Below are 15,963 nucleotides of genomic sequence, written 5' to 3' on the forward strand. Positions count from 1 at the left end.
TAACAATTGCTCCATAAACTACTGCACGTTTGTAACGACCAAAGTTAGGATTTTATTTTAATGTGCCAATGTGAATAATGAGAATAATCAGTGCAAACGCATGAAAAGTTTTAGAACTACTGTTACGGATGAGATTCCTCCCTCTGGTTGGAATGACTCGCCTATTGGTGGTTTAGGGGATGAAGAAGTGGCGGCGAAGCCGCCACTTCTTCATCCCCTCTCCTAAAAAGGAGACCGTCATTCCGACCAAAGGGAGGAATCTCCTGCTCATATTGGTAACTTTACCGAAAGGCATAAGCAGTAAAATTTTTCATGCATTTGCCCTATGAGAACAATTTGCTAATATGCTGATGTGCTGATTGGCGCAAAGCGACAACAAATTCATTATTCACATCAGCACATTAAAATCTCATGCCGCGTCCACTGCCACCGCCGTAATTACCGCGTCCGCTACCGCCGTCGGGGCCAGGGCCTCTAAACTCGCCTCCTCCAAAGGGCGTTGCCTCGGGTTGTTTGGCGCCGCCTTTGAATAGCTGGAATTTGTATTGAAAGCTTACCATAAAATAGCTGGTGAGCGTGTTGCTTACTGTTTCCCTGAAAGAGTTGTTCTGTGCCGACTGGCTGACATTTGAGCGTTGTTGCAGGATGTCATACATTTTGAATCGGATGGTACCGTTTTTTGCCTTAAATACTTGCTTGGCTATTGAGGCATTCCACAACCACTCGTTTTGGTCGTAACCTTCGCTTGAACCCGAAGTAGCCGAATAGTTTATATCGGATTCGATAGTGAAATTATACGGCAGATACAGTGTTGTGGTGAAATTTCCGCCATAGTTGTGGATAATACGGTCTTGTTGGTTCGACAAGCTGTATTGTGTATTGGAGTAAATATAATTTCCCCTGAGACCGAAATCCAACAAATCGGAGCGGAACTGCAAGCCTAAGTTTTCGCCAAGTCTAAGCGAGTTCGTAGTATTTTTATTGTCATTGTCATATCCATTACTCCTCGAGTAGCTTCCACTGGTAGCCGAACTGATTGAAAACTTTTTGTTGCGCAATGGCGTATTCATCATCATACGCAAGTTAGCGCTCCAATTGCCGTTTACATTTTCGTAGCGGGTTTCCTTTGCTCCGGTATTTCTTCCGTCTTCATCTTTCAAATAAATTATCTTGTTAGCAATACTGTTTGTTGAGAAATTAAATCCTCCCATTGCCATAATAGTGCTGGCTTGTTCGGGATTGAATTTCTGATAACGAAGATTGAATGAGTTACTAAACTCCGGCTTCAGATTTGGATTACCATAAATTGTGTTCAATGGGTCGGAATAATCAGGCACATTCGACAATTGGGTTGTGGAGGGCTGACTGGTGTTACCGTTGTAATTGATGCGCAAATTGTGGCGTTTGTCCCACATATAGTTAAATTGGGCTATCGGTGCAAAATTCAATACATCGTTTGATACTGCCGATGATGGCCGTTGAGGTGTTATTGTCCAACTTTCGGAACTACTTGGCTGCAAAGCAAATCCAATGGTGTAATTGTATTTCTGGTGTACGGATTTGAAATTCAGCCCGATTTCCTGATTAATAAAGTTATTTTCCAGTTTTTTTGTGGCGGTTGTATCCACTTCGGTATAATTACCGAATCCATCATTCATGTGAGTATTGTTATCGTTTTCGGAATAATTTTTCCGGTAGCTATAATTCAATTGAAGAAAATTATTCTTTCCGATAGGTTCTACATACGAAACATATCCACGGAAGTTGTAACCATTTGATTTTTGATTGATTAATTGGTCTTGACTAGCAATAGAATCTGGTCTGGAAATTCTTTTGTAAGTGGTTTCAGATCGGTTTGTTCCATCATTTTCCGAATCATTGAATCCTCCCGATAGACTGAAACTGAGGACTCGTCCCGTTTTGCCCAGCTTCCGGCTGACATCCAATCGTCCGGAAGCATTTTTACTGATTCCATCCGAATAGTAGTTAGACCAACCCGAGTTTATTGTATCGGTCGGATCTTCATATCTGGTAAGGGATTCTTTGTTTTGAATATTCTTATTTTTTCCATAATTCATGCCTGGGCTGAAGATAATTTGTGTTAACGAATCAAGTTCCCACTCGAAGCGGAATTGGCCGTTTATGTTTTGGCTTTTGTTGTTACCAGCCTGCTTTTCTATCGAATATTGGTCGCCGTTAGAATCGTTATTCATATAGCTTTGTGTATAACTGTCCGATGTAACATCGTTGTCGTTATTTCCATAACGTACATTTCCACCCCATTTCAGCTTTTCCGATGGATTAATGGCAAAATTCAAGCCTCCGTTGATTGATTCCGTAATACCGTTCCGTCCGCCGAAATTCATTCCACTACCGCGCATTCCCCTGAAGTTGGCGCCGGCATTGTCGGTAAATCCCTCGTTATTTGTATTGTTTGCTCCACCAATGAGTGTGGCTTGGCTTTCGTCGAGCATATAGTTGGCTATTCCGCTAGCTCCATACCGGTCTTTATTTCCCATACCTGCTGTTGCACTGCCAAAAAGGCCTTGTTTCATTCCTTTCTTTACTGTCAGGTTGATAACGGTTTCTTCGTCTCCATCATCAAATCCGGTCATTTGCGCCATATCCGACTTCCTGTCCAAAACTTGTAGCTTATCGACCATGGCTGCCGGTAAATTTTTTGATGCCACTTTGGGGTCATCGCTAAAAAATTCTTTACCATCGACCAGTATTTTTTTCACTTCTTTGCCATTTATGGTAATCTTGCCTTCGGCATCTACTTCCGCTCCGGGCATTTTTTTTACGAGGTCTTCCACCACGGCGCTTTCCTGCACTTTGTACGAGTCGGCATTGTATTCTATTGTATCGCCTTTTACTACTATTTCGGCTATTTTTGCCGTTACAACTGCTTCCTGAAGCAGGATGCCATCTTCGCGTAACTCAATAGTCGCCACACTGTTTTGTTCTTTATTGGCATTTACGGTGGCATAGGCATCGGTGTAGCCAACGAACGAAGCATGAACAATATAACGACCCGGTTTCAGGCGGAAACTGAATTTTCCGTTGACATTGGTAACCGTTCCGTTCACGTAAGCGCTGTCCTTGGCATTTAAAAACCGGATAGAAGCTTGTTCAACAGGCTTTTTATCGGCACGATCCACCACCGTACCGGATATAGCTACATTCTGAGTATCTTGTGCCGACAGGCTCAGGCACAAAAAGACTAATAGGATTGAAGACAAATATAGTTTCATTGATATAAAATTGATTTCTGTTACTGATTTTAAGAGACTGCATTTTTGGAAAAAGGTTTAAAAAGCCATGAAAAATAGTTTTTTAATGGGAAAATAATGGGAAGAATTATTCACATTGGCACATTATTCTCATTTTCTCCTCTGACATCTTGTCAGTTTTAAATTCTGGCACAGATTTCGCATGTAGTTGTATCAAGAAAGTTAAATTACAATTATACATATATTAAATAACTCAATAAATTTTGAAACGATGAATATTAAACCATTAGCAGACAGGGTTTTGGTTAAGCCCGCTGCGGCAGAAGAAAAAACTGTGGGGGGGATTATCATTCCCGATACGGCAAAAGAAAAACCACTGAAAGGGGAGGTTTTGGCAGTTGGAAACGGAACAAAAGATGAAGAAATGGTCTTGAAAAAAGGCGATAATGTGCTGTACGGCAAATACGCAGGCACCGAACTTGAACTCGACGGCGAAAAATATTTGATTATGCGCCAGTCGGATATTTTGGCAATAATTTAATGTGCTGAATAATAACAAGTTTGAATAATAGAAACGGAAAAAATAACAAATAAAAAATTAGACAAAAAATTATGGCAAAGGAAATCAAATTCAATATTGATGCTCGCGACCAGTTGAAAAAAGGGGTAGATGAGTTGGCAAATGCTGTAAAGGTAACACTCGGCCCCAAAGGTCGGAATGTGATTCTTGAAAAGAAATTCGGTGCGCCTCACATCACCAAAGACGGTGTAACTGTGGCTAAAGACATAGAACTGGAAGACCCTTTCCAGAATATGGGCGCCCAATTGGTGAAGGAAGTGGCTTCTAAAACCAACGATGACGCTGGCGACGGTACAACAACTGCAACGGTATTGGCGCAATCTATTATTGGCGTTGGTTTGAAAAATGTAACGGCGGGCGCTAATCCGATGGACTTGAAACGCGGTATCGACAAGGCAGTTGCCAAGGTGGTCGAAAACCTCAAGAAACAGTCGATTGCCGTAGGCGACGATTTGCAAAAAATAGAACATGTAGCCAAAATATCGGCCAATGGCGACGAAACAATCGGTAAACTGATTGCCGAAGCGATGGGCAAAGTGAAAAAAGAAGGTGTAATCACCGTTGAAGAAGCAAAAGGAACCGAAACTTACGTTGACGTGGTGGAAGGGATGCAATTCGACAGAGGCTACATCTCTCCTTATTTTGTAACCGACACCGAAAAAATGGAAGCCGACCTCGAAAATCCATTTATCCTGATTTACGACAAAAAGATTTCGGTACTGAAAGACATCCTCCCTATACTCGAAAAAACAGTTCAATCGGGTCGCCCCTTATTGATTATCGCCGAAGATATTGAATCGGAAGCATTGACAACACTTGTTGTGAACCGTCTTCGCGGCTCGTTGAAAATTGCCGCCGTAAAAGCTCCCGGATTTGGCGACCGCCGCAAGGAAATGCTGGAAGACATCGCCGTACTGACCGGTGGGGTGGTTATTTCGGAAGAAAAAGGATTGAAACTTGACGCTGCCACCATGGATATGCTTGGTACAGCCGACAAAATTACCATCAACAAAGACAATACAACCATTGTAAACGGAGCAGGCGATAAAGCGACTATTGCAGCGCGCGTAGGACAAATCAAAACCCAAATAGAACAAACAACTTCCGATTACGACCGCGAAAAACTGCAAGAACGTCTGGCTAAACTGGCCGGTGGTGTGGCAGTACTTTATGTGGGTGCGCCATCCGAAGTTGAAATGAAAGAAAAGAAAGACCGCGTTGACGATGCTCTGTCGGCTACCCGCGCCGCCATTGAAGAAGGAACAGTTCCCGGCGGTGGTGTGGCCTACATCCGCGCCATTGACGCCCTCGAAAACCTGAAAGGGGATAACGAAGACGAAACAACCGGTATCGAAATCATCAAACGTGCCATCGAAGAGCCGCTTCGCCAGATTGTGGCCAATTCGGGAAAAGAAGGCGCCGTGGTTGTACAAAAAATTCGTGAAGGAAAAGACGATTTCGGCTACAACGCCCGCCTCGACAAATACGAAAATCTGAACGCTTCCGGTGTGATTGACCCGGCCAAAGTTGCTCGCGTAGCGCTCGAAAATGCCGCTTCCATCGCAGGCATGTTCCTGACAACCGAATGTATCATTGCCGATAAGAAAGAAGAAAATCCGGCTCCTGCCATGCCTCCGATGGGCGGCGGAATGGGTGGCATGATGTAATTTGCTTCCTACAATCAAACATAAACCGAAATACTCCTGCGCGAAAACGTGCGGGAGTATTTTTTTATGCTAAGATAGTTGCATATTGATAGTATTTATACTATCTTAGCGTTGTCAAATAATAATGTAATGAGTAAGTGAAACGCTATAAAGTAAAAGAAGTGATTAAATTACTAGAAGCAGACGGCTGGATCCTTGCTTATTGTAAAGGAGATCACAGACAATTCAAACACCTATCCAAGACCGGAAAAGTTACGGTAAGAGAAAAGCCCAATGAAACAGTAAATCAAGAATTATTGAACAGTATGTGGCATCAAGCAGGCTGGAAATAATCGCCCTGCATAACAGTAAAGTAATATGGGAAAAGTAAACGTATCAATCAGTTGGACAGAAAATAATTATTGTGCATTTGCCCAAGGAACAGAAATAAACGGTTGTGTTATTGTTACCGGTAAAACTTTTGAGGGTATAAAAAAAGATTTTTTAGAAGCCCTCCAATTTCACATTGAAGGACTTATAAAAGAAGGCGACAGTATTCCCGAATGGGTAAAATTGGGCAACTGCGAGTTAATCTTTACTTATGAAGTGTCGGCATTGCTCCATAGGCTTGATGGTGTACTTACGCGCTCGGCGCTTTCGCGCGCAACCGGAATAAACGAACGGCAAATAGGGCATTACGCTTCCGGTCATAGAAAACCGCGTCCTGCACAAAGGGAAAAAATAATAAACGGAATTCATTCCATCAGTAAGGACTTAGCCTCGGTTGTATAGATTGTTGCTTTGACACCGAATCGCGGGAATAGGCTGTCATTGCAGGCTCCAACCCGCAATTGGAGCGGAGCGTAAATCGGCCTTAGCCAATCTCCTGAGCATTGTTATTGTCCGAATCAGGATTTATTGGATTTAAAAATTTACAGGATTTGTAGGGGCGAACTATCTTTCGCCCGCCGCCGCGAACGGATTTGAACGTGGATTTTGTAATTTTTTTGATTTGCGGGACAAAAACGCCCCGTTCGCGGCAGCGGGCTACAACTATTTCGCCCCTACGATAATACGGGACGCGGAATACAGACGTGGCGCGCCACGTCTCTACAATAATCAGGTTAATCAATAAAAATCAGCTACAATCAACGGTTCAGACATATTCGCGGCAGCGGGATAATGAGAACCTCATTGTTCACACGTTTTTTTGTTGATATAAATAAGAATAAAATGAGTGTTACATCTACACTATTAGGTAATTTTATTATATTTGTACCAAAATAACCCGTTTAGCCATGAAAAAGTACATCGCCCTTGTTTACACCCTTGTTTGTGTTTCCCTCGCATCGAATGCCCAGATAAAACAGCAAATAGCTTATTTCGATTTGCAGGATGTCGAACTCTTGGACAGCCCGTTTAAGCAGGCCGAAAACCTGGATAAGCAGTACCTGCTGGACTTGGATGCCGATCGCTTACTGGCGCCTTTTCTTCGGGAGGCGGGATTACCGGCTAAGGCGGCAAGTTATACAAACTGGGAAAACACCGGGCTTGACGGACATATTGGCGGACATTATTTGTCGGCCTTATCGCTGATGTATGCCTCAACGGGCGACGGGCAGATTAAAAGTCGCTTGGATTATATGATTAGCGAACTGAAACGCTGTCAGGATGCCAACGGAAATGGCTATATAGGCGGCGTTCCGGGTGGAAAAAAGGCTTGGGACGAAATTGCTGCCGGTGAGGTTAAATCCGGAAGTTTTAACCTGAATGGTAAATGGGCGCCCTTGTACAATATTCATAAAACATACGCCGGTTTGCGCGATGCTTATCTGTACGCACATGTAGCGGACGCCAAAGAGATGCTTGTGAAGATGGCCGATTGGGCGGTTAATCTCGTTTCCAGCTTGTCGGATGAACAAATACAGGATATGCTGCGCAGCGAACATGGCGGACTGAACGAGACTTTTGCCGATGTGGCAGCTATCACGGGCGATGAAAAGTACATCCGGCTTGCCCGGCGATTCTCGCACCAATTCATTCTCGCTCCCTTGCTGAATCACGAAGATAAACTGACCGGTATGCACGCTAACACGCAAATACCCAAAGTGATAGGATTTAAGCGCATTGCCGACATGGATGGCGACCGGCAATGGGAAGAGGCAGCCCGCTATTTCTGGGAAAGGGTGGTGAATCACCGCTCGGTGTGTATTGGCGGGAATAGTGTGAGTGAACACTTTCATCCCACAACCGATTTTTCGGGGATGATTAAGAACATCGAAGGCCCCGAAACCTGCAATACCTACAACATGCTCCGGCTAACAAAAATGCTCTACCAAACAACTCCCGATGAGGGATATATTGATTATTACGAACGGGCTTTGTACAATCACATCCTGCCCACGCAACATCCCGAAAAAGGCGGATTTGTTTATTTCACGCCCATGCGTCCGGGTCATTACAGGGTGTATTCGCAGCCTCAAACCAGTTTTTGGTGCTGTGTGGGTTCGGGGATGGAGAATCAGGCCAAGTACGGAGAGATGATTTACGCGCATTCGGGAGACGAATTGTATGTAAATCTTTTCATCCCTTCGCGCTTGAACTGGAAGGCGAAAAACACCGAAATCGTACAGGAGAACATATTTCCCGATAAAGCCGAGACACAACTAACTATTAATCCCCAAAAAGCAAGGGATTTCACCCTGCAATTGCGCTATCCGGCATGGGTAGAACAGGGAGCATTGGTGGTGAAAATTAACGGGAAAGTCTATCCTGTCGGGCAAAATCATGGGACTTATATTCCTATTCGCCGGAAGTGGAAGAAGGGCGATAAACTCAGCGTGTATATGCCGATGAATTTGAAGGCGGAACAGTTGCCCGACAAATCGAATTATTACGCATTCATTTATGGGCCGGTTGTTCTGGCGGCTAAAACAGACACAACAGCTATGCAGGGGCTTTTTGCAGACGATAGTCGCGGCGGGCACATTGCATCCGGCAAACAAGTAGCCCTGAAAGATATGCCCATCATTGTGAGCGAAGCCGGCAAACTGGCTTCATTGCCTCAAGCTGTCTCTGATAAATCGTTAACATTCAGAATAAATACACTCTATCCCGAGAAATACAGCGCCGGATTGGAGTTGATTCCGTTTTTCCGCTTGCACGAATCGCGCTACATTGTTTATTGGCCACAAGCGACTGCCGGGGAAGTTGATTCCCTGCAAAAACAACTGGAAATAGAGGAACAGGAAAAAATAAAACTCGAAGCCATTACAATTGACAAAGTTATCTGTGGCGAGCAACAACCCGAATCGGACCACTTTATCCGTTCCGAGAACTCAAGCACAGGTTTTGTGGAGGATATTCATTGGCGCGAAGCCCGCGGTTGGTTCGGGTATCAACTGGCGAATAAAGATAAGCAGGCCAAGCAGTTGTATATTACCTATTTCAATCAGAGCAAGTCGCGGAATTTCGATGTGTATGTGAACGATGAAAAACTGGCTACATTGAATCTGGACGGAACAGACGGCGACAAATTACAAACGGCCACTTATCCGATTCCCGAAAGCGAAGTAACTAAAGAAACGCTAACAATCAGGTTTATAGCACATCAAAAATCGACTACGGCAAGAATAGCAACGGTCAGGGCGTTGAGTTCCAAGTTCAAGGTTCAAGTTCAAGGTTCAATGCCTTAAACGTTGAACGTTGAAACCGAAACCTTGAACATTAAACCTTAAGTTTCAAAATTCCTTCTTCCAACAAAATATCGGGATAATAAGACATCTTTGCCTTTCGGAGCGGCTCCAATCCCATGTCTTCCTCTCGGTTGATGTAGGTAAAACCCGATGCTTCGTGCTCGGCAAACTGTTGGTTTATAACAGTATATGCTCCATTCACGTTGCTAAAGGCTTTTTCGACATGCACCACGAAGGTGTCGTCCGTCAACCTTTCGCCGACCGAAAAAGCCAATAACTTTCCGTTGACGCGGATGGCTCCCGCTTTCAATCCCAGGTATTCAAGGTTTTCCAGCATGAGCTTGGTTGCAATGTAATCGTGTCTCAACGATATTTCGCCATTCGGGTTATTTTTGCACTCCCATGCGGTGAGCATGTGGAAGCATTCCATTGCATCCTCGTCCGAGCTAACCGGGCAGTATTCCCAGTCGGGATTCTCCTTTTTGAACCGGTTGATATGGTTGCGCTTACTTTGCAGTTTCTTTCCCGACAGTTGTATAAGCCTTTCGGAAAGGTAAATGTATTCGTCGTTATTCCGGTCGTGCATGTAATCGAAAACTCCGGGCATGGCCTTTTCTATCGCTTGCCACATGCGCGGAGTAACCCCTTTCATCAGGAAGGGGATGTTCAACTGCTTGGCCTCTTCTATGGTTTCGTTTATCGCTTCTTTCAAGGGCATTGCGCCTATGGGAATCATGTAATACACACGTCCGTCTGCTTCGTTGAAGCGGAGGAACAATGTGTTGTCTTTTATGGCAAACATGGTCTTGAACTTGGCCTTCCATGCATACATATTCGTAAAGCTGAAGTCGCAGGAGCGGTATGTATTCGACGCCAAACAGTCGTCTATCTCTTTTTTATCCGAAAGTTCTACTTGCTTAAAGTGAATCATAATATTTAATTACAAGTTATGCCACCCCTCCCCAGCTCTCCTCTCCAGGGAGGGAGTGTAAAAGCCTCCTCCTTTGGGGGAGGTTGGAGGGGGTGTTTCATTCAAACAACAAATATCCTGCCAGTCTGTCAATGTCTCTTGGCGTAAATTCAGGCGTTTGCTGCAAATCTTCGAGCGTTTTAATCGCTTTGCTTTGGCGCGATTCAACAATCGACTGAGCCTGCTTGTCGCTGATATAAGGATGCTTTGAAAGTTGCTGGAGGGTCAAACTATTTATTTTTAGTTGTTTAGGTTTCTTTCTCAGTTGGATGTAAGGCAACATTTTCTTCAATCGGGCGCTTGTAATACCCTCTATTTCTATCAGTTGATCAACCGACACAAAACCTCCCAGTTGATTGTGGTACTCCACTATCCGCTGGGCGTATTTATCACCTATTCCGGGTATCCTTTTTACGGTAGCGATTCCGGATCCGTTCAATTCTATTGTTTCACCATCGCTTAATTTTTTGGAAGCGGATGATGCTGTTTTCTTGGATTCAGGTTCTGCCGCCGTTTCTTCAGCCGGAGTAGGGGCTTGCTTACCGGTCAGGTTGTTTTGGAAAGTAGTAAATTCGGCGAATGCCTCATCTTGCTGCCTGATTACATCCTTCTCTAAAAAGGAATTGTAAAGGAAAGTAGCGCTCAAACAGAGAACAATTAAGACAAGCAATAATATTACCGCTCTTTTCTCGCTTTGCTGAAAATAAAAAAAGTCTTTCCACCCCAATTTCATAACGAGTAATCTGTTGTTTTTTTCGCTGTTTTTCGGACTTGTTTGCAAAGGTAATGAAAATAATAATGTGCCAATATGCCAATGTGAATAATGAGAATAATTATTCATGTCAGTAGAGGGGAGGCAACTCGTAGTCAATGGTCGCGGCACGCCACGACCCTACATTAATCTCATTATTCACATTGGCATATTAGTCTAATTGGCAAACCACCATTCGCTCATTCCCCGATAAATCCCGGATAAGCATACTGTCAGCAAAGCCTTTGGCTTTGAGCATGTCGATAACATTCTGCCCTTGCGAGGCGTTTATTTCGAAGTACAGCTTTCCGTTTGGCTTTAAAATCTGGGTGGAGATGTCTGCTATTCGCTCGTAAAAAAGCAGGGCTTTGTTGTCGGGGACGAACAACGCCAGATGTGGTTCGTAGTTCAAAACGTTATATTCCATGTTTTCCTTCTCCGATTCGAGGATGTAGGGCGGATTGCTGACTATAATATCGAAGGATTGTGCGTGTGGGTAATTGTTCAAAACATCCACTCTGTCAAATCTCACATCTGTGCCGTTTCTATCGGCATTTTTCGCAGCAACAGTCAGGGCCTCCGAAGAAATATCCCAAGCCAAAAGATTGAATGACGGGCTGTTCTTTTTTAACGACACGGCGATGGCTCCACTTCCCGTGCCAATATCCAGAACATCAATAGATTGGCCTTGGTTTTCGTTCAGGATGAGTTCCACCAATTCTTCCGTTTCGGGTCGTGGAATCAGCACATTTTTATCCACATAAAAGGGCAGCCCGAAAAATTCTGTTTCGCCTAGAATATATTGTATTGGTTCGGATTTTTTCAATCGTTCGACAATCTCTTCTACTTTTTTCGCTTGTATTGGGCTTATTTTCTTACTTTTGTCTATAAGAATCGCCGGAACAGAGAAGCCTGTTACCGATTGCATGACGATGCCTGCCAAAGACGAAACTTCATCTTTGGGATATAAATCGTTCAGATTCTTTTTTATGTATAAAATTGTTGATTGCACGATTGCAAATGTATAAAAAACATCGTAGTTAAAGAAATGGAGATGGATGAAAGATATATGCAACGCTGTTTGCAACTGGCCGGAAACGGCAGAGGCTATGTGAGTCCGAACCCGATGGTGGGCGCGGTGGTTGTGTGCGCCGGTAAAATAATAGGCGAGGGCTTTCACCGCGAATATGGGAAGGCCCATGCCGAGGTGAACGCAATTAACAGTGTGAAAGATAAATCGTTGTTGCAAAATTCAACTATTTATGTTTCGCTCGAACCGTGTTCGCATTACGGCAAAACGCCTCCCTGTTCGCAACTGATTATAGATTCAAAAATACCCCGGGTGGTGGTTGCCACGCTCGACCCGTTTCATAAAGTGTCGGGACGAGGGATAAAAATGCTTCAGGATGTCGGCATAGAGGTTGTTGTGGGGGTTATGGAACAGGAGGCCAGGGAACTCAATAAAGCTTTTTTTGTCTCCCAAACGCAAAACCGTCCTTATATTTACCTGAAATGGGCGCAGACAAAAGATGGTTTTATAGATAAACTCCGTGTTGCAGGCGAAAAACCCGAACCTACGCCTATTTCCAACGACTTTACACGCATGTTGGTGCACAAGCTACGCGCCGAGACACCGGCCATATTGATAGGCGCCAATACCGCCATAGTCGATAACCCATCGCTCACAACGCGTTACTGGTACGGAAAAAATCCCACACGGATTATCCTCGACCGGCAAAGACGAATCCCGCCAGACTATCGCATTTTTGACGATACGGTTCACACGCTTGTCTTTACCGAAACGGTTGATGTCGCCACTCAATTGGGAAAAAGAACCCAATTAGTCCCACTGAATTTCGATAAAAACAGCCTGAAAAACCTTTTAGCCGAGTTGAATAATCGAAAGCTGCAATCGCTGCTCGTAGAAGGCGGGCGCGAAGCGCTGCAAAGTTTCATCAATGCCGGTTTATGGGATGAAGCAATTATTGAAACTTCCGGCATGGAGTTTGGCGCAGGGGTATCGGCGCCGGATATAATGCTTGGTGAAGTTCGAGGTTCAAAGTTCAAAGTTTCGGGTTCAGGATTTTGTGTAGAGACATGGCGTGCGGCGACTGTATTTTAGCTGTCGTAGGGGCGAATCATTATTCGCCCGTTGCCGCGAATGGGTTGCAACGATGAATTTACACCTGTTTGGCGCAAGTTTTCAACTTGTGCCTGATATTCAGGTAGTTTTCATCATTTTCATTGTTTTATCAGAGCTGCTAAAGTTTCATTAAACTTATTCGCTGTGTCGCCTAATAATGCAAAAAATTCTTTATCTGCTGTTTCTACTGTAACTACGGCTTTTTTTATGATTTCTTTTCCTTGTTCTGTAATATCAATTTTCTTCGCTCTTGTATCGGTTAAATCTTCCTTTCTCTGAATTAAGCCTTTTTTCTGCAATGTTCTTAAAACAATAGAAGTTGTCATAGGGTCTATCTTTGAGTTTGACGACAAGACAATTTGTGTAACTTCTTGCCCGTGTAATTTCAACCAATGAAGACAAGTCAATAAAACATACTGAGGATGGGTCAGGTCATATTGTTTTAATGATTCTCTGATTTTGCGTTGCCACAAAGAGGTAACTTGCCACAATAAAAAGCCCGAACTATCTTCCGCGTTTTCTACGCTGAATGTATTGTCAATAGATTTCATTTTAAATAATTATTTTTTGCGCCGCCTTTATTTGTTCTATCATATCAGCAGGCAGGTCATTTACTATTTTTTGTGCTACAAGTTTGCGCCACAAAAAGCCTAGAATTCCAACGACCGTCATAGTTGTTGTAACTTTTAGTCCTTCAGGCATTTCTTCAAAAGTATGTTTGCCATACATTTTTGCTAAAGGAAAAATAGCGAGGTCTGTAAATTCTTGATTTTCGACAGTTTTATAAATTTTCATTTTGATTTTTGAATCGCCTTTTGGCTGAAAATAATAAACATTGCCTGCCTCAAATTTACCTTCCAAACTTGCAGATTCAATAGTTTTGTCCCACGTAGCCCAATTATTTACGTCCGACCATAGTTTCCACATTTGTTCTTTTGTAACCTCTTTGGTTACGATTGAATGAGATTTTGTCCACATAATTATAATTTTTAAATTAATAGATGAAATATTGTCGGCTGCAAAGATAATAAAAATAATATATGCATATATAATAAGTGTGCTTATTTTTTTCAATATCCCTGTTTGGCGCAAGTTTTCAACTACCGAAAGTTATAAACTAAATTATCGGCACAAGTTGAAAACTTGCGCCAAACAGGGGTAATCAATAATCAAGGGTTCAGACAATTGAACAGTTCGTGTGTAGAGACGTGGCGCGCCACGTCTCTACTGAGAGGTTCTGCAATGCATGGAGGATTGGCTCAGGCCGATTTACGCTCCGCTCCAATTGCGGGTCGGAGCCCGCAATGACAGGGAAAAAAGGGGCAACGCACGCGTTGCCCCTTAAGCATTATTGCCACATTATTCACATTGGCAAATTATTCCCATTCGTTTTATCTTTCCACAATATAATTCTTCACATTGTTGAAGAAATTATTCCCCCAGATGATTTTGCTGTTTGTTGCTGCGCAAAACAGGTTGGCCGGAACAATCTGGAAACAGTTATTGATAAGTACATTGTCCGAATTGGTTAATTCTACAATTGCTTTGTCTTCCAGTGGGGCTTTCGACCTCACATTGTTCAACACAATGTCTTTGCAGTCGGTGAATGCAAGCGAAGAGCCTTTTTCAACGGCGAAATCCACATTATGAAACTGGATATTGCAGGCTGTTTGAGCCGTAAATCCGTTTTTTGCCGACATGTTGATGTTGGAGAACGTAATTTCGGAGATAGGCATCTCGCTGATACCTGTTATGTAGCCTATTTTCTGTATATCGTTGCCTGTAATGTTGCTTATATGCACATTACGGAAGACAGGCGTGCGTTGCGAGATAGGTTCTTCCTGCGAATTTTTGTCGTAGAACAGGTCAAAAATAAAGGCGTTTTTCTGGATATTGTTCATCACTACGTTGTCCACTCGTATTTCTTCTACTACTCCGCCTCTTCCTCTCGATGCTTTTAAGCGGATTCCCGCATCGGTTCCGTTAAATACGCAATTCGAGATGGCTACTTTTTTCACGCCGCCCGACATTTCGCTTCCTATCACTACTCCGCCATGACCCGAGAGCATGATGCAGTTGCTGATAGTCAGGTTTTCGCAAGGACGGCTGTAATTTCTGCCGTCTTCGTCCCGTCCCGATTTAATGGTGATGCAATCGTCGCCAACGCTGATAAAGCAGTCGGAGATGCGCACATTGCTGCACGACGATGGGTTAATGCCATCAGTATTGTGCCCTTTCGGATTTTGGGAAGGGTTGTTTATTGTTACGCCATGAACGACAATGTTATCGCAACCTTCGGGATTAATCGTCCAGAATGGCGAGTTGACAATCGTGATTCCCTGAATAAAAATGTTTTTACACTCAAGGAATTGGATGAAAGGCGGACGGAAGAACTTCCGTTCCAATGTTTTTTCGTAATAGGGCGAAACGTTGATATTTTTATTTGCTTCCAGCCATTTTTTTTGCAAGTCGTTTGTGGTGGCGGTTTTTCCGGTTTTGTTTATTTCGGCAATAATCCGCAGCGATTCTTTCCACCATTTAAGTCCTTGTCCGTCTATTTTTCCCCGGCCTTTGATAGTAATGTTTTCGGCATCTTTTGCATAAATGAGGGGCGACAGGCTGTTCATAAAAACGCCTTCCCAACGTACCTTTACAAATGGCAGGTATTCCTCAAAGTTGTCGGAGAACTTTAGCGTCGACCCCGATTCCAACTCCAGGGTGATGTTGCTTTTCATGTGGATGGATGCGGTAAGATAATCTCCTGCCGGAAAATAAATAGTACCGCCGCCTTCGCTGGCCGCTTTGGTAATTGTTTCGTTGATGAGGGTTGTACACGATTTTTTCCCTGTACTATCGGCGCCCAATAATTGCATATTGTAAATCTTCGCCTGTAATGGTATCAGAACGAAAGACGATAGCGCCAGTGATAAAAAGATTTTTTTCAT

At 43.5% G+C, this 15,963-nt stretch carries 14 protein-coding genes; 7 read left to right on the forward strand and 7 right to left on the reverse strand.

Annotated features, from left to right (window positions below):
* Positions 1 to 100 precede the first annotated feature (100 nt).
* Positions 101 to 226: a hypothetical protein gene (locus tag ACYPWY_RS12875; protein WP_459685940.1), complete on the forward strand. Its 126-nt coding sequence runs from the start codon at positions 101 to 103 to the stop codon at positions 224 to 226.
* A gap of 175 nt (positions 227 to 401) precedes the next feature.
* On the opposite strand, the gene ACYPWY_RS12880 is transcribed toward ACYPWY_RS12875, so the two are convergent.
* Positions 402 to 3,254 carry a TonB-dependent receptor gene (locus tag ACYPWY_RS12880; protein ID WP_459685941.1) on the reverse strand — a complete coding sequence of 951 codons (2,853 nt, stop codon included), beginning with the start codon at positions 3,252 to 3,254 and terminating at the stop codon, positions 402 to 404.
* 250 nt (positions 3,255 to 3,504) lie between these two features.
* Between ACYPWY_RS12880 and ACYPWY_RS12885 the strand changes: the two genes are divergently transcribed.
* From ACYPWY_RS12885 to ACYPWY_RS12905, 5 genes are all read left to right on the forward strand, one after another.
* Positions 3,505 to 3,774 carry a co-chaperone GroES gene (locus tag ACYPWY_RS12885; RefSeq protein WP_459685942.1) on the forward strand — a complete coding sequence of 90 codons (270 nt, stop codon included), beginning with the start codon at positions 3,505 to 3,507 and terminating at the stop codon, positions 3,772 to 3,774.
* A gap of 71 nt (positions 3,775 to 3,845) precedes the next feature.
* On the forward strand, positions 3,846 to 5,480 hold the full coding sequence (gene groL, locus ACYPWY_RS12890; RefSeq protein WP_459685943.1) for a chaperonin GroEL: 1,635 nt from the start codon (positions 3,846 to 3,848) through the stop codon (positions 5,478 to 5,480).
* A 137-nt stretch (positions 5,481 to 5,617) separates the two neighbouring features.
* On the forward strand, positions 5,618 to 5,812 hold the full coding sequence (locus tag ACYPWY_RS12895) for a type II toxin-antitoxin system HicA family toxin (protein ID WP_459685944.1): 195 nt from the start codon (positions 5,618 to 5,620) through the stop codon (positions 5,810 to 5,812).
* Between the two features lie 25 nt (positions 5,813 to 5,837).
* On the forward strand, positions 5,838 to 6,251 hold the full coding sequence (locus ACYPWY_RS12900) for a type II toxin-antitoxin system HicB family antitoxin (RefSeq protein ID WP_459685945.1): 414 nt from the start codon (positions 5,838 to 5,840) through the stop codon (positions 6,249 to 6,251).
* Between the two features lie 506 nt (positions 6,252 to 6,757).
* The gene (locus ACYPWY_RS12905; protein WP_459685946.1) at positions 6,758 to 9,154 is read left to right on the forward strand and encodes a beta-L-arabinofuranosidase domain-containing protein; all 2,397 of its coding nucleotides are present in this window, start codon (positions 6,758 to 6,760) and stop codon (positions 9,152 to 9,154) included.
* A gap of 31 nt (positions 9,155 to 9,185) precedes the next feature.
* Here the strand turns inward: ACYPWY_RS12905 and ACYPWY_RS12910 are convergent, their stop codons facing one another.
* From ACYPWY_RS12910 to prmC, 3 genes are all read right to left on the reverse strand, one after another.
* Positions 9,186 to 10,085, reverse strand: a complete 900-nt coding sequence (locus ACYPWY_RS12910; protein ID WP_459685947.1) for a DUF2156 domain-containing protein — start codon at positions 10,083 to 10,085, stop codon at positions 9,186 to 9,188.
* A 97-nt stretch (positions 10,086 to 10,182) separates the two neighbouring features.
* On the reverse strand, positions 10,183 to 10,770 hold the full coding sequence (locus ACYPWY_RS12915) for a ComEA family DNA-binding protein (protein ID WP_459685948.1): 588 nt from the start codon (positions 10,768 to 10,770) through the stop codon (positions 10,183 to 10,185).
* A 277-nt stretch (positions 10,771 to 11,047) separates the two neighbouring features.
* Positions 11,048 to 11,887, reverse strand: a complete 840-nt coding sequence (prmC, locus tag ACYPWY_RS12920) for a peptide chain release factor N(5)-glutamine methyltransferase (RefSeq protein ID WP_459685949.1) — start codon at positions 11,885 to 11,887, stop codon at positions 11,048 to 11,050.
* A gap of 36 nt (positions 11,888 to 11,923) precedes the next feature.
* Between prmC and ribD the strand changes: the two genes are divergently transcribed.
* On the forward strand, positions 11,924 to 12,997 hold the full coding sequence (gene ribD, locus ACYPWY_RS12925; protein ID WP_459685950.1) for a bifunctional diaminohydroxyphosphoribosylaminopyrimidine deaminase/5-amino-6-(5-phosphoribosylamino)uracil reductase RibD: 1,074 nt from the start codon (positions 11,924 to 11,926) through the stop codon (positions 12,995 to 12,997).
* Positions 12,998 to 13,116: 119 nt separating this feature from the next.
* Here the strand turns inward: ribD and ACYPWY_RS12930 are convergent, their stop codons facing one another.
* From ACYPWY_RS12930 to ACYPWY_RS12940, 3 genes are all read right to left on the reverse strand, one after another.
* Complete coding sequence (locus ACYPWY_RS12930; RefSeq protein ID WP_459685951.1) at positions 13,117 to 13,569, reverse strand: MarR family winged helix-turn-helix transcriptional regulator; 453 nt, start codon at positions 13,567 to 13,569, stop codon at positions 13,117 to 13,119.
* Position 13,570: 1 nt separating this feature from the next.
* Positions 13,571 to 13,996: an SRPBCC family protein gene (locus tag ACYPWY_RS12935; protein ID WP_459685952.1), complete on the reverse strand. Its 426-nt coding sequence runs from the start codon at positions 13,994 to 13,996 to the stop codon at positions 13,571 to 13,573.
* Between the two features lie 413 nt (positions 13,997 to 14,409).
* A complete protein-coding gene (locus ACYPWY_RS12940; RefSeq protein ID WP_459685953.1) occupies positions 14,410 to 15,963 on the reverse strand; it encodes a glycoside hydrolase family 28 protein in 1,554 nt (517 codons plus the stop codon).

The organism is Viscerimonas tarda (genome assembly GCF_054601255.1).